Origin of the sequence: Gordonia hirsuta DSM 44140 = NBRC 16056, assembly GCF_000333015.1 — a bacterium.
GTDB lineage: Bacteria > Actinomycetota > Actinomycetes > Mycobacteriales > Mycobacteriaceae > Gordonia > Gordonia hirsuta.
The window spans coordinates 1-20,046 of record NZ_BANT01000025.1 but is presented as its reverse complement, the minus strand read 5'-3'; the positions used below and the strand labels follow the sequence as shown (position 1 = coordinate 20,046).

At 68.8% G+C, this 20,046-nt stretch carries 18 protein-coding genes; 10 read left to right on the top strand and 8 right to left on the bottom strand.

The window, feature by feature from the left end; genetic code table 11:
- Window positions 1–201: 201 nt before the first annotated feature.
- The 8 genes from iolC (at window position 202) to GOHSU_RS09820 (ending at window position 9,590) form a co-directional block, all read left to right on the top strand.
- On the top strand, window positions 202–1,158 hold the full coding sequence (gene iolC / locus GOHSU_RS09855) for a 5-dehydro-2-deoxygluconokinase (RefSeq protein ID WP_005940624.1): 957 nt from the start codon (window positions 202–204) through the stop codon (window positions 1,156–1,158).
- Window positions 1,155–2,084, top strand: a complete 930-nt coding sequence (locus GOHSU_RS09850) for a Cgl0159 family (beta/alpha)8-fold protein (RefSeq protein WP_005940621.1) — start codon at window positions 1,155–1,157, stop codon at window positions 2,082–2,084. The genes iolC and GOHSU_RS09850 overlap by 4 nt, the downstream gene beginning before the upstream one ends.
- Before the next feature lie 40 nt (window positions 2,085–2,124).
- Complete coding sequence (locus GOHSU_RS09845; protein ID WP_005940618.1) at window positions 2,125–3,624, top strand: CoA-acylating methylmalonate-semialdehyde dehydrogenase; 1,500 nt, start codon at window positions 2,125–2,127, stop codon at window positions 3,622–3,624.
- Window positions 3,625–3,709: 85 nt separating this feature from the next.
- The gene (gene iolB / locus GOHSU_RS09840; protein WP_005940615.1) at window positions 3,710–4,666 is read left to right on the top strand and encodes a 5-deoxy-glucuronate isomerase; all 957 of its coding nucleotides are present in this window, start codon (window positions 3,710–3,712) and stop codon (window positions 4,664–4,666) included.
- Complete coding sequence (gene iolD, locus GOHSU_RS09835; RefSeq protein ID WP_005940612.1) at window positions 4,663–6,591, top strand: 3D-(3,5/4)-trihydroxycyclohexane-1,2-dione acylhydrolase (decyclizing); 1,929 nt, start codon at window positions 4,663–4,665, stop codon at window positions 6,589–6,591. Before iolB ends, iolD begins: the two co-directional genes overlap by 4 nt.
- A gap of 35 nt (window positions 6,592–6,626) precedes the next feature.
- Window positions 6,627–7,550, top strand: coding sequence for a sugar phosphate isomerase/epimerase family protein (locus tag GOHSU_RS09830; protein WP_005940609.1), 924 nt, complete (start codon window positions 6,627–6,629; stop codon window positions 7,548–7,550).
- Between the two features lie 76 nt (window positions 7,551–7,626).
- Complete coding sequence (locus tag GOHSU_RS09825) at window positions 7,627–8,664, top strand: Gfo/Idh/MocA family protein (RefSeq protein ID WP_005940606.1); 1,038 nt, start codon at window positions 7,627–7,629, stop codon at window positions 8,662–8,664.
- A 50-nt stretch (window positions 8,665–8,714) separates the two neighbouring features.
- On the top strand, window positions 8,715–9,590 hold the full coding sequence (locus GOHSU_RS09820) for a sugar phosphate isomerase/epimerase family protein (protein WP_005940603.1): 876 nt from the start codon (window positions 8,715–8,717) through the stop codon (window positions 9,588–9,590).
- A 91-nt stretch (window positions 9,591–9,681) separates the two neighbouring features.
- Here the strand turns inward: GOHSU_RS09820 and GOHSU_RS09815 are convergent, their stop codons facing one another.
- Window positions 9,682–9,978 carry a hypothetical protein gene (locus GOHSU_RS09815; RefSeq protein ID WP_005940600.1) on the bottom strand — a complete coding sequence of 99 codons (297 nt, stop codon included), beginning with the start codon at window positions 9,976–9,978 and terminating at the stop codon, window positions 9,682–9,684.
- Window positions 9,979–10,031: 53 nt separating this feature from the next.
- On the opposite strand from GOHSU_RS09815, the gene GOHSU_RS09810 reads away from it, so the two are divergent.
- Entirely contained in the window at window positions 10,032–10,889 is an 858-nt protein-coding gene (locus GOHSU_RS09810; protein ID WP_005940597.1) for an alpha/beta fold hydrolase, read from the top strand.
- A gap of 36 nt (window positions 10,890–10,925) precedes the next feature.
- Here the strand turns inward: GOHSU_RS09810 and GOHSU_RS09805 are convergent, their stop codons facing one another.
- From GOHSU_RS09805 to GOHSU_RS09790, 4 genes are all read right to left on the bottom strand, one after another.
- Window positions 10,926–11,462 carry a potassium channel family protein gene (locus GOHSU_RS09805; protein WP_005940594.1) on the bottom strand — a complete coding sequence of 179 codons (537 nt, stop codon included), beginning with the start codon at window positions 11,460–11,462 and terminating at the stop codon, window positions 10,926–10,928.
- A 91-nt stretch (window positions 11,463–11,553) separates the two neighbouring features.
- Window positions 11,554–13,650, bottom strand: a complete 2,097-nt coding sequence (locus tag GOHSU_RS09800; protein ID WP_005940591.1) for an MMPL family transporter — start codon at window positions 13,648–13,650, stop codon at window positions 11,554–11,556.
- Window positions 13,647–15,629: a M13 family metallopeptidase gene (locus tag GOHSU_RS09795; RefSeq protein ID WP_005940588.1), complete on the bottom strand. Its 1,983-nt coding sequence runs from the start codon at window positions 15,627–15,629 to the stop codon at window positions 13,647–13,649. The genes GOHSU_RS09800 and GOHSU_RS09795 overlap by 4 nt, the downstream gene beginning before the upstream one ends.
- Before the next feature lie 33 nt (window positions 15,630–15,662).
- Entirely contained in the window at window positions 15,663–16,427 is a 765-nt protein-coding gene (locus GOHSU_RS09790; protein ID WP_005940584.1) for a pirin family protein, read from the bottom strand.
- A 127-nt stretch (window positions 16,428–16,554) separates the two neighbouring features.
- Between GOHSU_RS09790 and GOHSU_RS09785 the strand changes: the two genes are divergently transcribed.
- Complete coding sequence (locus GOHSU_RS09785; RefSeq protein WP_051139457.1) at window positions 16,555–18,159, top strand: NTF2-like N-terminal transpeptidase domain-containing protein; 1,605 nt, start codon at window positions 16,555–16,557, stop codon at window positions 18,157–18,159.
- Here the strand turns inward: GOHSU_RS09785 and GOHSU_RS09780 are convergent.
- From GOHSU_RS09780 to GOHSU_RS16890, 3 genes are all read right to left on the bottom strand, one after another.
- Window positions 18,144–18,563: a DUF3054 domain-containing protein gene (locus GOHSU_RS09780; protein ID WP_005940579.1), complete on the bottom strand. Its 420-nt coding sequence runs from the start codon at window positions 18,561–18,563 to the stop codon at window positions 18,144–18,146. The genes GOHSU_RS09785 and GOHSU_RS09780 overlap by 16 nt on opposite strands.
- Before the next feature lie 26 nt (window positions 18,564–18,589).
- Complete coding sequence (locus GOHSU_RS09775) at window positions 18,590–19,705, bottom strand: lysylphosphatidylglycerol synthase transmembrane domain-containing protein (RefSeq protein ID WP_005940576.1); 1,116 nt, start codon at window positions 19,703–19,705, stop codon at window positions 18,590–18,592.
- 14 nt (window positions 19,706–19,719) lie between these two features.
- On the bottom strand, window positions 19,720–20,046 hold a 327-nt coding region (locus tag GOHSU_RS16890), incomplete at its 5' end, for a hypothetical protein (RefSeq protein WP_005940572.1).

Genomic DNA, 20,046 nt, shown 5'->3' with positions numbered 1-20,046 from the left:
CCACGTCAAGCATCTTCAACATGTCCAGACAAAGATGTCACCGTCCCGTGCGATGTGAACGGCGAAGTGCGCAACCTGTCGTGAGAGTATGCAGCTCAGAGGGCGTAGACAAACAACCGCTACCTAGGCTAGATTGTCATTACAAAGAACGAGAATGTAGCTGACATCACTCCCGCTCCGTCAGGAAGGATCCCGATCGGCATGACGACCACAGCACCGTACGACCTGATCACCATCGGTCGCATCGGCGTCGACGTCTACCCGCTGCAGGACGGCGTCGGCCTCGAAGACGTCGAGACCTTCGGCAAGTATTTGGGTGGCAGTGCGACCAATGTCGCGGTCGCCGGTGCCCGGCACGGCCTGCACTCGGCCGTCATCACCGCGACCGGTGACGATGCCTTCGGCCGCTACCTGCACCGCGAGGTGGCTCGCCTCGGCGTCGACGATCGCTTCGTCGGGACCGTCGCCGGCCTGAACACTCCGGTCACCTTCTGCGAGATCTTTCCGCCCGACGACTTCCCGCTGTACTTCTATCGCGATCCGATTGCGCCGGATCTGATGCTGGCGCCCGACGATCTCGACGAGGGGGCGGTAGCCGCGGCCCGCATCTACTGGTCGACCGTCACCGGACTGTCCCGCGAACCCAGCCGCCAGACCCACTTCGCTGCCTGGTCGGCGCGCAAGCGTGTGCCGCACACCGTCATCGACCTGGACTACCGGCCGATGTTCTGGAACTCGGCAGCCGAGGCCACCGAGCAGGTCGGTAAAGCGCTCGAACAGGTCACCATCGCCATCGGCAACAAGGAGGAGTGCGAGGTCGCCGTCGGCGAGACCGAACCCGATCGGGCCGCCGACGCGTTGCTCGAACGCGGCCTCGAGGTGGCCGTGGTCAAACAGGGGCCGAAGGGGGTGCTGGCCAAGACGCGCGAGGAGCGTGTCGAAGTGCCGCCGTACTTCGTCGATGTGATCAACGGCCTCGGTGCCGGGGACAGCTTCGGCGGGGCCTTCTGCCACGGCCTGCTGCAGGGCTGGGACCTGCAGCGCATCCTTCGATTCGCCAACATCGCCGGGGCGATCGTGGCCTCCCGCCGCGAATGCTCGACCGCCATGCCTACCACCGCCGAGGTGGAGACCATCCTCAAGGAGCTCGATTCATGACCGCACCCGCGACGCTGGCGCTACCGGCGCTGACCACCTCCGGCCCGATCACCGAGGCGCAGTTCGACCGGCTGCGCCGCGACCGCCTGGAGGATCCCGAGCGGCTCGGCCGGGTGCTGGCGGAACGTCAGCGCCGGCCCGTCGTCCGCGGTGACGGCCGGCTGATGATCGTGGCCGCCGATCATCCCGCGCGAGGTGCGCTGGGCATCGGAACGGATCCGATGGCGATGGGCGACCGCTACGACCTGCTCCAGCGACTCGCGACCGCGCTGGCGCGGCCGGGTGTCGACGGGGTGCTGGGTACCCCGGACATCATCGACGACCTGGCTCTGCTGGGGCTGCTCGACGACAAGATCGTCGTCGGTTCGATGAACCGGGGCGGACTGCGCGGGGCCGCCTTCGAGATGGACGACCGCTACACCGCCTACGACGTGCCGGCGATGGTCCGGGCCGGCGTCGACTTCGCCAAGGTGCTGGTGCGTTTCGATCTGGACGACCCCGACACCGTGGTGACGATGGAGGCCACCGCCAAGGCCGTCGACGCCGCCGCGGCAGCGAAGCTGCCGATCATGCTGGAACCCTTCCTCAGCCGCCGGGTGAACGGCCGCGTGGTCAACGACCTGTCCACCGATGCGGTGATCGCCTCCATCGCCATCGCCGCTGGGCTGGGCGGCAGCTCCGCCTACACGTGGATGAAGCTCCCGGTGGTCGAGGACATGGCCCGCGTGATGGCCGCGACCACCCTGCCCACGCTGTTGCTCGGCGGCGAACCGGCCGGCGACCCCGACGCCGCCTTCGTCACCTGGCGCAACACCCTCGCGCTGCCCGGAGTCCACGGTCTGACCGTGGGCCGCAGCCTGCTCTACCCGCACGACGGCGATGTGGTCGCCGCCGTGGATGCCGCCGCGGACCTCGTGCACGGCTGAGACCTGACAATCACTATCCACCCGGAAGGGGACCCCCACAATGACTGATCTGCCCATCGTCCCGCACTGGATCGACGGCGCGCCGTACACCTCGGCCGACGACCGCACCGCAGACGTCTATGACCCCGCCCTGGGCACCGTCACCAAGAAGGTGGTGCTTGCCGGCCAGCGGGAGATCGAGGCGGCGGTCGCCTCGGCCAAAGCGGCCCAGCACGCCTGGGGCGACCTCTCCCTGGCCCGTCGGCGGGCGGTGATGTTCCGATTCCGGGAGCTGCTGGAGGCACGCAAACCCGAGCTCGCCGAGATCATCACCGCCGAGCACGGCAAGGTGCTCTCCGATGCGCTCGGCGAGATCAGCCGTGGTCAAGAGGTCGTGGAGTTCGCCTGCGGTATGGACGAGCACCTCAAGGGCGAGTACAGCGAGCAGGTCTCCACCGGCGTCGACGTCTACTCGACGCGGCAGCCCCTGGGCGTGGTGGGCATCATCAGCCCCTTCAACTTTCCGGCGATGGTGCCGGCCTGGTTCTTCCCCATCGCGATCGCCGCCGGCAACGCGGTGGTGCTCAAGCCCAGCGAGAAGGACCCGTCGGCCTCGATCTGGGTGGCCGAACTCTGGAAGGAGGCGGGTCTGCCGGACGGTATCTTCACGGTGCTCAACGGCGACAAGGAAGCCGTCGACGGGCTGCTGAGCCACCCGGACGTGGCGGCGATCTCGTTCGTCGGCTCCACCCCCATCGCCCGCTACGTCTACGAACAGGGTGCCAAGTACGGTAAGCGCGTCCAGGCCCTGGGCGGCGCCAAGAACCACATGCTGGTGCTCCCGGACGCCGACCTGGACCTGACCGCCGATGCCGCGATCAACGCGGGGTTCGGTTCGGCCGGTGAACGCTGCATGGCGGTGTCGGTGGTGGTGGCCGTGGAACCGGTCGCCGATCCGCTGATCGAGAAGATCGTCGAGCGGATGCACACCCTGAAGGTCGGCGACGGCCGCCGCGGATGCGATATGGGTCCGTTGGTGACCCTCGAGCATCGGGACAAGGTCGCCTCGTACATCGACGTCGCGATCGACGACGGGGCCACCGTGGTGGTCGACGGCCGTCAGGTGCAGGCCGACGGTGCGCCGTCCGGATTCTGGCTCGGCCCGACCCTGATCGATGCCGTACCCACTACCTCGCGGGTGTACACCGAAGAGATCTTCGGGCCGGTACTGGCGACTGTGCGGGTGGAGACGTTCGAGGAGGGTGTCGAGCTGATCAACGCCGGTGCCTTCGGCAACGGCACCGCGATCTTCACCAACGACGGCGGTGCCGCCCGGCGCTTCCAGCGCGAGATCCAGGTCGGCATGGTCGGCATCAACGTGCCGATCCCGGTGCCGGTGTCCACCTTCAGCTTCGGCGGGTGGAAGGCCTCGATGTTCGGCGACACCAAGGCGCACGGTGCCGAAGGGGTCAAGTTCTTCACCCAGCTCAAGGCGATCACCAGCCGCTGGCTGGATCCCAGCCACGGCGGCATCAACCTGGGCTTCCCGCAGAACGACTGATCCGTCCCCGCGATCGCCGGCACCGTGCGATCGTCCGAACAACACGACCACGACCGATCCGATGAGCCAGACGAGGAGCACGACGATGGCACCCACCCCGAACGAGTGGTTCCACCCCCGGGGCGCTCTGACGCGCCACGACTGGGAGTCCGTCGTCGACGGCGACATCGACGGCTGGAGTCATACCGGCCTGCGGATCGCGGTGCTCGACGACGATGCCGCACTCGACCTGCCGGCCGGGCAGGTGGAACGCATCGTCGTGCCCCTGGCCGGATCGTTCACCGTGGCGCACGAGGACACCGTCACCCGGCTGCACGGCCGGCCCGGCGTCTTCCACGGTCCGACCGACGTGCTGTACCTGGGAGCCGGCACCGGCGCTACGGTGCGCGGCTCCGGTCGGGTGGCCGTGACCGAAGCGCCGACGGCGATCGGCAAACCGACCGTGTACCTGGCCGCCGCGGACGTCCCGGTGGAGGTTCGCGGTGCCGGCCGCGATACCCGTCAGGTGCACAACTTCGGTACCCCGCAGGCCCTGGATGCGGCCGCGTTGATCGTCTGCGAGGTGATCACCCCCGGCGGCAATTGGTCCTCGCACCCGGCGCACAAACACGACGAGCACGTGCCCGGGCATGAATCCCGCTTGGAGGAGATCTACTACTTCGAGGCCGCCCCGGCCCGGCAGTTCGCCGACGCGGGGGTGGTTCCCGAACACACCGATGCCTTCGGCAGCTTCGTGACGTACTCCTCCCCGGCCGGGGACATCGACACCAACGTGATCGTGCGAACCGGCGACATCGCCCTGGTGCCGTACGGATACCACGGGCCGGCCATGGCCGCACCCGAGTACGACCTCTACTACCTGAACGTGATGGCCGGACCCGACCCCGAGCGGATCTGGCTGATCAGCGATGACCCCCAGCAGGCCTGGCTGCGCGATACCTGGCCGCTGCAGGACCCCGACCCCCGACTGCCGTATCTGCCCGACCCGGCCTCCGCGCCGGCCGACCCGACCGACTCGCCCGAAGGAGCCGCACAGCCATGACCACCACGCGAAGTATGACCGTGTCGCAAGCGCTGATCGAATTCCTGGGACACCAGTGGACGGTCGACGGTGACCTGCGCGAGCGCACGGTCCCGGGTACGTTCGGGATCTTCGGACACGGCAACGTCGCCGGGGTGGGCCAGGCGCTGCTTCAGTACGCCGAGACCGAGCCGGGTCTGATGCCCTTCTACCAGGCGCGCAACGAGCAGGCGATGGTCCACCAGGCCGTCGGGTATGCGCGGATGCATCGCCGTCGCGCGACGCTGGCCTGCGCCGCTTCGGTAGGGCCGGGTGCGGCGAATATGCTGACCGGGGCGGCACTGGCCACCGCCAACCGGCTGCCGGCGCTGCTGCTGGTCTCGGACACCTTCGCCACCCGCGTGGCCGATCCGGTGCTGCAGCAGCTGGAGCATCCGCACGACATCGGCATCCAGGTCTCCGACGCCTTCCGACCGCTCTCACGATTCTTCGACCGGGTGCAGCGGCCCGAGCAGCTCTTCTCGATCGCGCTGGCGGCGATGCGGGTCCTCACCGATCCGGCCGAGACCGGGGCGGTCACCATCGCCCTGCCCGAGGACGTGCAGGCCGAAATGGTCGAGGTACCCGCCGAGTTCCTCGCCGACCGCGACTGGCATCTGCGCCGTCCGCTGCCCGAACGCGGCCCGTTGGCCCGTGCGGCCGCCGCCATTCGCCGGGCCCAGCGTCCACTGATCATCGCCGGCGGCGGGGTGCTCTACTCCGGCGGGGAGAAGGCCCTGCGGGAACTGGCCGAAGCAACCGGGATTCCGGTCGCCACCACCCAGGCCGGTGGCGGCGTACTGCCGTGGGACCATCCGCTCAACCTCGGTGGCGTGGGCGCGACGGGCAGTGCCGCCGCGAACACCATCGCCGAGCAGGCCGATGTGATCATCGGCGTCGGCACCCGCTACAGCGACTTCACCACCTCCAGCCGTAGTGCGTTCCAGAATCCCGACGTGCACTTCGTCAACATCAACGTCGCCTCGTTCGACGCCTACAAGCACGGCACGCAGTTCCCGGTGATCGCCGATGCCAGGGAGGCGCTCACCGCGCTGAGCGATGAGCTGTCCGGTGACCGGGTGACGGCGGCGCACGCACAGGCCGCCGCCGAGGCCAAACGCGACTGGGATGCGTCGGTGGACAAGGCCTTCGAGCCGACCGGCGGCGAACTGCCGGGCCAGCCGGAGATCATCGGCACCGTGCTGGCGGCGATGGATCCGGCGGACGTCGTCGTCCAGGCCGCCGGATCCCTGCCGGGAGACCTGCAGAAGCTGTGGCGACCACGCGATCCGCTGGGTTACCACGTCGAGTACGCGTTCTCGTGCATGGGTTACGAGATCGCCGGCGGCCTGGGCGCCAAGCGCGGGCTGCTCGCCGACGGCGACGACCGCGATGTCGTGGTGCTGGTCGGCGACGGCTCGTACCTGATGCTGCATACCGAACTGGTGACCGCCGTCGCCGAGGGCATCAAGCTGATCGTCGTCATCATCCAGAACCAGGGCTACGCCTCGATCGGGCATCTGTCGGAGACCGTGGGCAGCCAGCGGTTCGGTACCCGCTACCGCTACGCCCAGACTCCCGACGGCGATCCGGCCAAGGTGACCTTCGAGCACGGCGAGTTCCTGCCGGTCGACCTGGCGGCCAATGCGCGCAGCTACGGGTGCGCGGTGATGGACATCGCACCCGGCCCCGAGGCCCTGGCCGAACTCGGTGCGGCGATCGGCACCGCGAAGGCCGCCGACGGCCCCACGGTGATCCATCTGCACAGCGACCCCTTCGTCTACGCCCCGGACGGGCTGGGCTGGTGGGATGTGCCGGTCGCACAGGTCTCCGAAATCGACAGCACCGCCACCGCCCACACCGAATACCTCGACCAGCAGCGTCGCCAGCGACCGCTCCTGGGCTGACAACAGCGACACGTCCTCCACGAAAGGCACCGACCATGACCGACACCGCCGCGCGCACCGAAGGCCTGCGCATCGGTACCGCACCCGACTCCTGGGGCGTCTGGTTCCCCGACCATCCGCGCCAGACCCCCTGGGAACGCTTCCTCGACGAGGTCGCCGAGGCCGGCTACCACTACATCGAGCTGGGTCCCTACGGCTACCTGCCGACCGACCCGATCCGGTTGAAGGAGGAACTGGACAAACGGGATCTGGAGATCTCCGGCGGCACCATCTTCACCGGCTTCCAAAAGGGAGAGGGCCAGTGGGAACGGGCCTGGCAGCAGGTCAGCGATGTGGCCACCCTGGTGCGTGCCATGGGGGCCGAGCACATCGTCGTCATTCCCGATCTGTGGCGCAGCGATCTGACCGGCGAAGCGCTCGAGGCCCGCACCCTCGACGACGAACAGTGGACGGCGCTGGCCGCCGGGCACGACCGGCTCGGCAAGGCGCTGATGGAGGAGTACGGCATCCGCCAGCAGTTCCACAGCCACGCCGACAGTCATGTCGGCACGACCGGCGAGGTGGAGCGGCTGCTGGCCGAGACCGATCCGCGGTACGTGAACCTGTGCCTGGACACCGGCCACTTCGCGTACTACGGCGGCGACAACGTCGCACTGATGCAGGCGCACCCCGACCGCATCGGCTACCTGCACCTGAAGCAGATCGATCCGAAGCTGATCTGGGAGATCCTCAAGAACGACGTGCCCTTCGCCGACTGCGCCGCCGAGATCATGGTGGAACCGCCCAACGGCATCCCCGACTTCGCCCCGGTGATCGACGAGGCGCTCAAGATCGACCCGGACATGTTCGCCATCGTCGAGCAGGACATGCCCGGGTGTGACATCGACGCACCGCTGGGGATCGCCGACCGCACCCGGCAGCACATCTTCGGCTGTCACTCGCTCACCCGTACCCACTGAATCGCACACCTCCGCACCACCGCAGCCCCTGAAATCCCGGATCCTGTGGACCGGCTCACCCGAAAGGCTCACTGAAATGCTCACTTCCGCACTGCGGGTCGGCGTCGTCGGCGCCGGCGCCATGGGGTTCGACCACATCAAGCGGCTGTCGGGCACCATCACCGGCGCCGTTGTGAGCGCCGTGATCGAACCCGACGAGGACCGGCGCGACATCGCACTCGCGCATGCACCCGAGGCACAGGGATTCGCCAGCGTCGACGAGGCGATCGCCGCGGGTGCGCTGGATGCGGCCCTGATCGCCACACCGGGCCAGTTCCACGAGGCGGGTCTGCTGACCTGCCTGCAGGCCGGTCTGCCGATTCTCTGCGAGAAACCGCTGACCAAAGACCCAGAGTCGTCGTGGCGGGTGGTGGAGGCCGAAATCGCCGGCGGAAAGAAACTGGTCCAGGTGGGCTTCATGCGCCGCTTCGACCCTGAATACGAGCAGCTCCGGGAGCTGATCGCCTCGGGCCGGGTCGGCGAACTGCTGATGATCCACGCGGTGCATCGCAACCCGTCGGTACCCGACAGCTACGACCAGCCGATGCTGATCAACGATTCGGTGGTTCACGAGTTCGATGTGGGGCCGTGGCTCGCCGGTGGCTCGGTGACCTCGGTCGAGGTACGGCACGGGCGGCGCAACCCGAACACTCCGGCGCATCTGAAGGAGCCGATCCTGGTGCTGATGGAACTGGACAACGGGGTACTGATCGATGTCGAGATGAACGTCTCGGTGCGGTTCGGCTACCAGGTCGCCACCGAAGCCGTGATGGCCGACGGCATCGCGCGGATCGGGCAGCCGTCGGGTCTGCAGGTCTGGCAGAACGCGACCTTCTCGATCCCGGAGCACGCCGACTTCACCACCCGGTTCACCCAGGCCTACGACCGCCAGGTGCAGGCCTGGGTCACTGCGGCCCGGCGGTTCCTCACCGGGGAGGCCGCCGAGGCGGTCGCCGGCCCTTCGGCCTGGGACGGCTACCGGGTTGCGGTGTGTTGTGCGGCCGGAGTCACGGCACTGGACCGGTCCGGACCGGTCCCGGTGGAACTCCCGCCGGTCCCCGAGTTCTACCGCTGACCGCGGCCATTCGACCGTCGTCCGCTGATCCTCGAGAACAGGAGCCCCCGATGGTGCACATCGCCCTCGACCCCACGCCGTACCACGCCACCCACGATTTTCTGGACTTCTTCGATGTCGCCGCGGCGAACGGATACGAGTGGATTCAACTGACCCCGCATCCGGATTGGATCCCCTTCTTCGGACACCCGCGCGTCGATGCCGCACTGATCGCCGCGGTCGGGAAGCGTGCCGCGGCTGCGGGAGTCCGGATCACCTCGCTGCTACCGGTGCAACGGCTCTCCTGGCCCGAGGAGCCGCTGCGGCAGGCCGCCGTCCGCAACCTGACGCGCACCATCGAGATCGCCGCCGAACTGGAGGTCCCGGTGATCAACACCGAGTTCTCGGGACGTCCGGAGCGCGCCGAGGAGTCCGAAGCCGGCTTCTACCGCTCGATGGAGACCTTGATTCCGGTGCTCAAGCGGCACGGGGTGACCTTGAACATCGATCCGCATCCGGATGACTTCGTCGAGGACGGACTGGCGGCCTGGCAGATCATCCGCGGCCTGGATTCGCGATCGGTGGGCTTTGTCTACGTGGCCAGTCATACCTTCCACATGGGCGATCGGGCCGAAACGCTGATCCCGATGCTCGGCGACCGGCTCGGCGCGGTCTACTGCGCGGACTCCTTCGACCACCACCGCTCACACGGTCTGCGCTACATCACCAACCCGCCGGGCAATGCCGTGCGCGTGCACCAGCACCTGGCGATCGGCGACGGCGACGTCGACTGGGATCAGCTGTTCGCGGCGCTGGGTGCCTCCGGCTTCCTGGACCGCGAGGGTGCGATCTTGTGCTCCAACGTCTTCGGTGAGGACGAACGGGCCGACGAGGTCTCGGTAGCGCAGGCGGAACGGATCCGGGAACTCCTCGCCCGCCACCGCTGAGCTTCGGTACCGGGCGGCACCCCGTTGCAGAGTGCGGGTGAGGTGCACAGTGCCGGCCGGAGGCGCGGAGCTGACCTGCCCGCCGACCTCCTCAGCTGCGAGCGGTGACGACTGCGGTCAGGGCGGTGGCGGCCGCGGTGACCGTGAGCACCGACGGCCAGGCGCCGATCTTCTTCGCCAGGGGATGCGATACGCCGAAGGCGCCCAGGTAGGCGGCGGTCAGTCCGGTGGTGACAGCCGCACCACGCGGCAGCCAACTGCGGCCGGCCACGACGCCGGCGGTGGCCAGGGCCACGCCGCCGAGTTCGCGGCGACCGGTGTAACGCGCGACGGAGTAGCCGCCGATCAGACCTGCGGCGACAGCGGGAACAGAAGGGTCGATGGCCATGTCTTCACCCTACCCGGCACTGAATTGGAACACGTTCTACTACACTGGCGGCCGTGGACGTGAGCTACGAGGGCACCAAGCGTGAACTGCAGACCGACGAGGGCGTGATCCGCTATCACGAAGCGGGTGCAGAGCACCAGAAGGTGCTGCTGCTGCTGCACGGCAGCGGCCCGGGCGTCAACGGATGGCGCAATTTCCGCGGCAACCTGGGTTTCTTCGCACAGACCCACCACGTCTACATCATCGAGTTCCCCGGTTTCGGCGTCTCCGACCCGGTGCAGGGGCACCCGGTGCTCACCGCCGGGGCCGCGGTGCTCCGCTTCATGGATGCGCTGGGTATCGAGTCGGCGGCGGTTATCGGTAACTCCATGGGTGGCGTCGTCGGGGTGAATCTGGCGATCAAACACCCCGAACGGATCACCCGACTGGTCACCATCGGAGGGGTCGGGCCGAATGTGCTCAGCCCCAGCCCGAGCGAGGGATTGCGGCTGCTGCAGGAGTTCACCGACGCCCCCGACCGGGACAAGCTGGTGCGCTGGCTGGGCTCGATGGTGTACGACCGCAGCCTGGTCACCGACGAGCTGATCGAGGAGCGCTGGGTCGCGGCGACCGATCCGGCGGCCCGCAAGACCGCCGCGATGATGTACAGCTCCGCGGCGTTCGAGATGCAGCAGAAGTTCCTCGCCTCCTCCGATGCCCCGCCCTACTGGTCGATGCTGCACAAGGTCCAGTGCCCGACGCTGCTGACCTGGGGTTTGGATGATCGGGTGAGTCCGCCGGATATGGCGCTGCTGCCGGCGCGCCTGATCCCCGATGCGCAGCTGCACGTGTTCCCGCGGTGTGGACATTGGGTGATGATCGAGGCCAAAGCGGCGTTCGAGGCGACGGTCGCTGCCTTCCTGGCGGGCTGATCGCCCCAGCGCCGTGCCCTCGTGTGCGGCAGCGGCTCAGTCCTGAGCCTGACTGGCCCGGAGCCGGGCGGTCACGACCATGCCGAACAGCCGGGCGCCCAGACCGAGCAACACCAGGTTCGCCGCCATCTGGAAGGAGACCGCGATCCGGGCGGCCTGGGAGAGTGCGTCGATGTCACCGAAACCGGTCGTGGTGAACACGGTCAGGCAGAAGTAGAGGGCGTCCATCCGGGTCAGCTCCTCGTTGAAGCTGCCCGGGTGATAGTCCGACAGCAGGAAGTACACGGTCGAGAACGACACCAGGTACAGCGTCACCAGTGCGACCAGCATCTCCAGCGCGGCCGCCAGAGGATACTTCGCATGCAGGAAGGTGCGGATCTCCCAGAGGCAGAAGGCGACCAGGAGCAGGCCGCCGACCACCGAACCGAGCAGCGTCAGATCGCTGTCGTGGTTGAACGGCAGCAGAAAGTACCCGATCAACAGGACGCAGGCAGCGCCCAACGGGCGCAGCAGCGCACGGGCCAGCCATCGGGGGTTGACGTGGTCCAGGGCCGCACTTTCGACCGGCCCCACGGTCTTGATCCGCCGGATGCCGTGGCGGCCGGCTCGTCGGGAGTTCCGGCGGCCTGAGCGGCGGCCGGCTCCCCGGAGGTGCCCGGTGGGGTCATCGTCCCTGCGCGTTCACCGGGGCGCCCCCGGACCTGTCGAGGCGGCTGGGCCACCAGATCCGGTGGCCGAAGTCCAGGGTCACCGCCGGGACCAGCAGCGAACGCACGATCAGGGTGTCGATCAGGACGCCGACCGAGACCAGGAAGGCCACCTGCGCCAGGAACAGCAGCGGAATCACCGCCAGGGCGCTGAAGGTGGCCGCGAGCACTATCCCGGCGGCGCTGATCACCCCGCCGGTGGTGGTCAGCGCGATGATCATGCCCGTGCGGGTGCCGTGGGTCTTGGTCTCCTCCCGGGCGCGGGTCATCAGGAAGATGTTGTAGTCGATACCCAGAGCGACCAGGAATACGAAGGAGAACAGCGGCACCGTGGGATCGGCGCCGGGGAAGCCGAACGGCCCGTTGAACAGCAGTGCGGCGATGCCCAGCGTCGTCGCGAACGAGAGCACCGTCGTCGCCAGCAGCAGCACCGGTGCGGCCAGGGAACGCAGCAGCAGGATCAGTACGGCCAGCACCACGATCAGGACCGCCGGGATCACGACGTTGCGATCGCGGGCCGCGGTCTGGCGGGTGTCCAGGTCCACAGCGGTGGCCCCGCCGACCTGCGCTCCGGAGATCGGCGCCAGTCGGTCACGCAGATGTGCCACGGTCTCCTGGGCGGCGATGGAGTCGGGATCGTCGGCCAGGGTCACCTCCACAGCGGCTTGTCCGTCGCGCACCACGGGGCCGCCGTCGCGTTGCAACACCACGGCCCCGGCGACACCGGGGGTGGTGCGGGCGGTCTCGGCGGCCGCCGGCGCCTCGCCGTCGGGCACCAGGATCCAGGTCGGGGTGCCCGACCCCGCATCGAAGTGGCTGGCGTGTATCTGAGCCCCGTCGACCGACTCGACGCTGCCGAGGAAGAAGTCGTTGGTGGATACCCCGTCGGACCGGAACATCGGGGCGAAGGCGGCGCCCAGGATGAGCAGGGCCACCGTGCCGATCCACACCTTGCGCGGGGCGGCGGCCACGAAGGCGGCCACCTTGGCCCAGATGCGGTGTGTCCCTCCCTGGGCGGCGGCCTCGGCGGTGGCCGGATGAGGGCGACGCGGCCAGAAAGCCGTGCGCCCGAACAGTGCGAGCACCGCTGGCAGGAAGGTGATCGAGGCCAGCAGGGATGCGGCGATACCGATCGCGGCGATCGGCCCGAGGCTGCGGGTGGAGTTCAGGTCACTCAGCAGCAGGCACAGCACGCCCAGAATGACGGTTCCCGCCGAGGCGGTGATCGGCGGCAGCGTGGCCCGCCACGCCCGGATCAGCGCCGCGCGGGCGTCGTCGTGGTCGGCGAGTTCCTCGCGGTAGCGCGCCACCAGCAGCAGCGCGTAGTCGGTCGCGGCACCGAAGACCAGGATGAACAGGATGCCCTGGCTCTGCCCGTTCAGTTCCAGGACGTCGGCATCGGCCAGCCAGTAGACCACCCCCGAAGCCAACGCCAGCGCCAGGATCGCCGAGATCAGCACCACGATCGGCAAGATCGGTGAACGGTAGACGACGATCAGGATCGCCAGGACCAGTGAGCCGGCCACGAGCAGCAGCAGACCGTCGATACCGGCGAAGGCGCTCGACAGGTCGGCGGCCTGCGCGGCGGGCCCGGTCACCGCGACGGTCAGGCCCGCCGGCGGATCGGCCAGGGCCTCGCGCAGTCGTTTGATCGGCTCCTTGGGCTTCCCGTCGGTGGAGACCGGGACGAACTGCTGCAGTGCATGCCGGTCGGCCGAGGGCAGCGGCGGCGAAAACGCCGGTGCGAAGCCCTCGGTCCCGGCCAGCGGGGCGGTCGCCTCGGTGAGCCAGCGAGTCTCGGCCGCGGTGATGTCCCCGGAGCTTTCGGCGACGACGATCGCCGGGAAGAATCCGGTATCGGTGAACGCCGGCAGTTGCTCGCCCACGCGGGTCGATTCGGCCGAGGCCGGCAGGAAGGCACTCGAGTCGGTCGTGGTGACCTGGTTGAGTTTGCCGGCCAGCGGTCCGGTCGCCCCACCGATACCCAGCCAGATCAGCACCGCCAGGGCCGGCAGCAGCCAGCGCGCAGCCCGGCGGGCGGAGGTGCCGGTCACCAGATCCGCACTCGGTCGGCGGGTGCCAGGAACAATGCGGCCTCGCCGGGCACGTCGAAGGCCTCGTAGAAGGCGTCGATGTTGCGGACCACGCCGTTGCAGCGGAACTCCGGCGGCGAGTGCGGGTCGATCGACAGCCGCCGGATCGCCTCTTCGTCCCGGGTCTTGGTGCGCCAGATCTGCGCCCAGCTGAAGAACACGCGCTGGGGGCCGGTCAGCCCGTCGATCACCGGAGGCTCCCCGCCGTCGGCTTCGCCGGCGATGGCGTAGGCGACCAGCGCGATGGACAGCCCGCCCAGATCGCCGATGTTCTCGCCCAGCGTGAACTCGCCGTTGACGGTGTGTTCGGGGCTCAGGCCGGTCGGCGTGTACTGCGCATACTGGGCGGCCAGGGCCGCGGTGCGCTTGCCGAATTCGGTGCGATCGTCATCGGTCCACCAGTCGACCAGGTTGCCGTCGCCGTCGTACTTGGCGCCCTGGTCGTCGAAGCCGTGCCCGATCTCGTGGCCGATCACCGCGCCGATGCCGCCGTAGTTGGCGGCGTCGTCGGCGTCGGCATCGAAGAACGGCGGTTGCAGGATCGCCGCCGGGAAGACGATCTCGTTCATCCCCGGGTTGTAGTAGGCGTTGACCGTCTGCGGCGTCATGAACCACTCGTCCCGGTCCACCGGCTGCCCGATCTTGGCCAGTTCGCGGTCGGTCTCGTAGGCGGCGGCGCGGGCGACGTTACCGAGCAGGTCCTCCCGGTCCACGATCAGCGCGTTGTAGTCGCGGGTGGTGGCCGGATAGCCGATCTTCGGGGTGAATCGATCCAGTTTGGCCAGGGCGCGTTCGCGGGTGGCCGGGGTCATCCACTCCAGGTCGGTGATGTTGCGGCGGTAGGCCTCAATCAGGTTCGCGATCAGCTCGTCCATCCGGGCCTTAGCCGCCGGTGGGAAATGCTTCTCGACGTACTTCTCGCCGACGGCGAAACCCATCGCGTCCTCGACCAGCCCCACACCGCGTTTCCAGCGATCCCGGTTCTCCGGGGCGCCGCTGAGGGTGGTGCCGTAGAAGGCGAAGTTCTCGTCGACGAACTCCGGCGACAGATACGGCGCGGCCGACCGCAGCAGCCGCCACCGCAGCCAGGTCTTCCAGTCGTCCAGCGGGCGTTCGGCGAGCAGCCGGGCAGCGGCGGTCAGGAACGACGGCTGGCCGACGTTGACCTCGGCGAAGGCCCCGGGGACCGCATCGTCGCCGGCGACGGCGGTGATCCAGGCGCCGACATCGAATCCCGCCGCCGCCGCGACGAGCTCGTCGTAGCTGTGCAGGTTGTAGGTGGCCTGCGCATCGCGGCGACGGACCACATCCCAGTGGTGTTCGGCCAGCGCGGTCTCCAGGTCCAGGACGGTCGCGGCGGCCCGGGCCGGCTCGTCCAGACCGGCCAGGGCGAACATCTTCTCCACATGGTCCAGGTAGGCGGCGCGGGTTGCGGCGTGCTTGTCCTCGCGGTAGTACGACTCATCGGGCAGACCCAGGCCGCTCTGCACCAGATGCACCAGGTAGCGGTCGGAGTCCTTGGCGTCGGTGTCGACATAGAAACCGAACAGGCCGGGGACGCCGCCGCGGCCCAGCCGGCCCAGCAGCGCCGCGAAACCGGTGGTGTCGGAGAGCGCCTCGATCGCGGCCAGATCGTCGGCGATGGGCTCGGCGCCCAGCGCCGCGATCCGGTCGGTGTCCATGAAGGACGTGTACAGGTCGCCGATCGGTTCGCCCGGGGTGCGGGCGGCCTCCTCGACGATCTCGCGCACGTGTGCCTCGGCGTTGTCGCGCAGGACGTGGAAAGCGCCGTCGATGCTGCGGTCGGCGGGGATCTGGTGTTCGGCGAGCCAACGTCCGTTGACGTGGGTGAACAGGTCATCGCCGATGGCGACGGACTCATCGATCCACTGCAGGTCGAGGCCGGAGGGAAGGGGGGTGTTGGCGGTCACCCGGTCCATACTGCCTGACCCGCGCCCCGATTTCCCGGTCGGTCACTCACCCAGGGCGCGGTCCATCGTCCAGATCAGGATCTCCGCGTCGGTCAGGGCGGTCAGTATGCTGCCGCCCAGGTCTGCCGCCCGCACGGTATCGCCGGTCTGCAGCGTCGCCGACTCCACCCGGGCCGCCCCGGTGGCGGCGTACAGGTGGGTGAAGCGGGCGGCCGGCAGCGTGATCTGCTGTCGGGCCGGCAATCGGGCGACCCACAGGGTGGCGCCGGCGTTGCGGATGCGGATCGCCGAGTCGTGCCGCCGGTCGCCGGAGGCCAGCGCCAGCAGGCCGCCGGCGGCCAGTTCGCTGCGTACATCGCACTGTTCGTAGTCGGGGCCGGTGCCGGTCTGATCGGGCAGCAGCCACATCTGCAGGTAGTGGACCGGTTCGCCTCCGCCGGAGGCGCCGTCGCCGGCATCGGTGCGCCACATACCGTCTCGCCAGGTGTCATTGCGTTCGGAGTGCTCGATCCCGGTGCCCGCACTCATCCGCTGCGCCAGCCCCGGATAGACGACGCCGCTGTGCCCGCGGGAGTCCTGATGCACCAGCGAACCCGACAGCACCCAGGTGATGATCTCGGTCTCCCGATGCGGATGGGTGTCGAATCCCTGTCCAGCGGCGACGGTCTCGTCGTTGTGCACCAGCAGGACACCGTGGTGGGTGTTGCCGGGATCGTAGTGGTCACCGAAGGAGAAACCATGCCGCGAGGTCAGCCATTCGGTGGTGGTCACCGGGCGGTCTGCGGATCGCAGCAGGTGTAAAGCCATGCGTCCATTATGGTCGGATGCACGATCGTGACCAGTTAGACGCAGGACTGTAAACCATCTGACTGGCCCCGCACCTGTTAAAGGAGTGAAGATTGGGACTGTGAGACTGCTGTCGTGGCGTTCGGTGATGGTGCTGTGCCTCAGTGCCGTCCTGACGCTGGCACTCGTCGCCTGCGGGGGCGGCGAGACGAGTGCCCCGGCCAAGGCCGCGCAGGCCTTCGCCCGGGCGATGTCCGGACAGGACGTCGCGGCGGCCTCGGACCTGACGACCTCGCCGTCGCAGGCGGCCGAGACGCTCGGGGAGACCTTCGCCGGAATGCATGCCCGCACCGTGGATGCGCAGGTCCTCGACACCGTCGAGTACAGCGACGGCACCGCCTCGTTCGTGCTGCGTACCCGGTGGTCCTGGCCCGACGATCGGGAGTTCACCACCAAGACCAACGGCAGCATCCGGCGGCTGGAGTCCGGCTGGCGGGTGCAGTGGGACCCGGCGCTGCTCAACACCGGTATGCCCGTCGGGGGCCGATTGCAGCTGATCCGCACCGACGCTACGCCGGCGCCCACGGTGCGCAGCGCCTCGGGTAAGGCCTTCATGCAGATGCAGCCGGTCAACGAGATCATGATCAATCCGGCGGCCACCCGGAACCTGCAGCGCTCGGTCAACGCCTTGGCGGCCGCGCTCAAGCCGATCGCCCCCCTGATCACCGCGAAGGTGATCAACGACAAGATCGCCGATGCCAACGGCGGACAGACCCTCGCGGTGACTCTGCGCGACCCCGATATGAAGGTGCTGGCCGCCGACCCCGAGCGCATCGCCGGGGTGACGGTGGTCAAGACCGGCATGCTGGTGATGAGCGATCGGCGGATCTCTACTCCGCTGGCGACCGGACTGACCAACTACTGGCAGGCGGTGCGCGACGCTACCGCCGGCTGGCAGGTTCAGCAGGCCGCCCCGGGCGAGGCCCCGCAGCGTCTTGCAGGTGAACAGGGCCGGCCGGGCCCGGACATCATGACCACCGTCAACCAGCAGGAGCAGTTGGCGCTCGGGGACGCCGCGGTAGAGGTGGCGCAACCGGCCACGATCATGAGTTTCGACGCGAAGTCCGGAGCGATTCTGGGGATGGCGCAGAACTCGGCCGCCGGTGACAAGCGGATTCTGGCCGATGTGGCCTATCCGGCCGGCAGTACGCTGGATCCGGTCTTCGACGCGATCGACAAGAACGCCAAGACCAAAGACGCCGCGACCGGGCAGATGCAGCACCTGGGCCTGGGCCTCACCTTTGCGGTGCCGGGAGTGGCGGCCCCGGAAGGGGAGCCGTCCGGGTCGATCCAGGCGGCCTCGTTCCGGCCGCAGAACTTCACCGCGACGATGCTGAACATGGGGGCGCTGGGCGTCGCGGTGGCCCGATCGCTCGACGGCGGCTCCGATTCGGTGGCGCCGTACCTGATCAAGGGATCACCGACCAAGGTGACCGGCGGCAAGCTCGGCGCGATGAACGATCAGACGGTGCGCCGGATCGCCGCGGCCATGGCCACCACCGCCCGCAGCGGTGACGCCAGCGACATCTCCGGGGCGCCGGGCCTGCGCGCGCTGGTGGGTACCAACGGGCCGGAGGGGCCCGGCTGGTTCGTCGGCATCTCCGGTGGAAAGGTGCTCGTGGTGTACTGCGAGGATGCGCGGTCGGGTACCGCGGCGCTGCAGGTGGCGCAGAAGTACTACCGGCTGACCTGACCGCGTCCGACCTGAGCGGCAAGCAAACGCCAGCCCAGTAGCAGCACACCCGTCGCCAGCGTGGCGACGATCACGAAACTGGCCGCGATGCCCTGGCCGTCGGCCCAGCGCAGCAGCATCCCGATGGCGATGGTGCTGACCCAGCAGAGGATTCCGGCCGGAAACAGCCGCTGCAACGACCATCCGACCCGGCCGGAGGCGGTCAGCGCGATCGATACCAGTGCGGCCACGGCCCACCCGGCCAGGAACGGCCACAGGGTGCCCCAGAATCCGCCGAAGGAGAAACCTTCCTCGTGGTTGATGCGGCCGATCGTGACGAACACGATCACCGCGATCACGTCGAACAGCACCGACAGAGCGATCCATCGTGTCGGGAACGAGGCAGGGGCACCAGCAGCCGTCATGGCTTCACGCTAGCGTGCGACGCTGCTCAGGCCGGTGCCGGCCCGGGGTCGATGTCGCTCTCCTCACGTTCCATCTCGCTGCGGAGGTCTTCGCGGGAGCCGATCGCGCTGCGATAGCGGAAGGCGATCACCACCCAGCCGATCAGGGCGATCAGCAGATAGCTGACGACGCGGTAGATGATCACCGCGAGCACCGCATCGCCCAACGACAGTCCGGCGCCGCGGCTGAGCGCCGGAACGAGCACGGCATCGACGACGCCGATGCCGCCGGGCAGCAACGGGATCGCTGTGCCGACCGCCTTCCCGGCCGCATACGCCACCATCAGGCCGGCAAAGCCGGGCTGCGCACCGATCGCATAGCAGGCGAAGGCCAGGCAGGCGACGTCGGCGACCCAGTTGAAGAAACTCCAGCCGAATGCGGCGCCGGCGGACCGGCGGTTCAGCTGTACCGCACGCAGCTGGCCCAGAATCCGCCGGAACCGCGCCACCCCATGATCGGCGGGTTTGTCCCGCAGATTGTTGATCCAGCCCAGGATTCGGCGGCCGGTACCCTCGAGCACCTCCGGATGAGAGGCCAGATACTGCATGACCAGCACGAAGGAGATGAAGCCGACGACGCTGAAGACCACTGAGAACGGGTTGGTCTGGCCCCCGGCCAGGATGGCTCCGCCCAGGCCGAGGACGGCCAGACCGACTCCGGCCAGCAACCCCGACATCACCAGCTGCCAGGCGGCCACCACCGGGCTGGCCCCCCACTTGCGGCTCTCCCGGTAGATGAACGCCGGGGCCAGGACCTGTCCGCCGGGCATGGTCTGGGAGATCGAATTGGACGCCAGAATCACCGCGAGGGACTCGCGCTGGCGCACCCGCACACCGGCGGACCGCATCAGCACCCGTTGCACCTGCGCATAGCTGTCCATCGACAGCACGGCGGCGACGATACAGGCGATCACCCATCCCCAGCGGATCTGACCGAGGTTGTCCCAGGCCGGTGCCAGATGCGGCCAGACCAGCACCGCCTCGACGGTGAGGATGGCGATCACCGCCAGCAGGACACCGATCCGCAGCCAGCGATGCCACCCCGGACGAGACACCGCGTCGCCGGTGCTCGCACCGGGTCGGGGACTGTCCTCGGCGGTCATGTGGTCGGTCGGCCTCAGTCCTCGTCGCCGCTGTCGCGGGTACGGCGCAGAAGCTCCTGCACGCTGATCTGTTCGCTGCGGTCGGCGCGACGTTCCCGGGGGGCATGCCCGGTCAGTTCCGAGAGCCGCACATTCGGATCGAGGGGATCGGCCGGCCGGCCGTACTGCGGAGGCATCCGGGTCTCCCCGCCGCCGACGACGCCGGGGTAGGGCCCGGCCTGCGACTGCGGTGGTTCCGGGACCGCGCGGGGGGTGGTGGCTGCGGGTGTCTGCGGCGAGGCCGAGCGCGGTGCCGCGTGACCCTGCGGTGCCGCGTGACCCTGCGGTGCCGCGGGTGCCTG

Coding starts and splice junctions, on each gene's coding strand:
- iolC (WP_005940624.1), top strand. CDS start 202: ATGACGACCACAGCACCGTACGACCTGATCACCATCGGTCGCATCGGC.
- GOHSU_RS09850 (WP_005940621.1), top strand. CDS start 1,155: ATGACCGCACCCGCGACGCTGGCGCTACCGGCGCTGACCACCTCCGGC.
- GOHSU_RS09845 (WP_005940618.1), top strand. CDS start 2,125: ATGACTGATCTGCCCATCGTCCCGCACTGGATCGACGGCGCGCCGTAC.
- iolB (WP_005940615.1), top strand. CDS start 3,710: ATGGCACCCACCCCGAACGAGTGGTTCCACCCCCGGGGCGCTCTGACG.
- iolD (WP_005940612.1), top strand. CDS start 4,663: ATGACCACCACGCGAAGTATGACCGTGTCGCAAGCGCTGATCGAATTC.
- GOHSU_RS09830 (WP_005940609.1), top strand. CDS start 6,627: ATGACCGACACCGCCGCGCGCACCGAAGGCCTGCGCATCGGTACCGCA.
- GOHSU_RS09825 (WP_005940606.1), top strand. CDS start 7,627: ATGCTCACTTCCGCACTGCGGGTCGGCGTCGTCGGCGCCGGCGCCATG.
- GOHSU_RS09820 (WP_005940603.1), top strand. CDS start 8,715: ATGGTGCACATCGCCCTCGACCCCACGCCGTACCACGCCACCCACGAT.
- GOHSU_RS09815 (WP_005940600.1), bottom strand. CDS start 9,978: ATGGCCATCGACCCTTCTGTTCCCGCTGTCGCCGCAGGTCTGATCGGC.
- GOHSU_RS09795 (WP_005940588.1), bottom strand. CDS start 15,629: ATGGACCGGGTGACCGCCAACACCCCCCTTCCCTCCGGCCTCGACCTG.
- GOHSU_RS09790 (WP_005940584.1), bottom strand. CDS start 16,427: ATGGCTTTACACCTGCTGCGATCCGCAGACCGCCCGGTGACCACCACC.
- GOHSU_RS09785 (WP_051139457.1), top strand. CDS start 16,555: ATGGTGCTGTGCCTCAGTGCCGTCCTGACGCTGGCACTCGTCGCCTGC.
- GOHSU_RS09780 (WP_005940579.1), bottom strand. CDS start 18,563: ATGACGGCTGCTGGTGCCCCTGCCTCGTTCCCGACACGATGGATCGCT.
- GOHSU_RS09775 (WP_005940576.1), bottom strand. CDS start 19,705: ATGACCGCCGAGGACAGTCCCCGACCCGGTGCGAGCACCGGCGACGCG.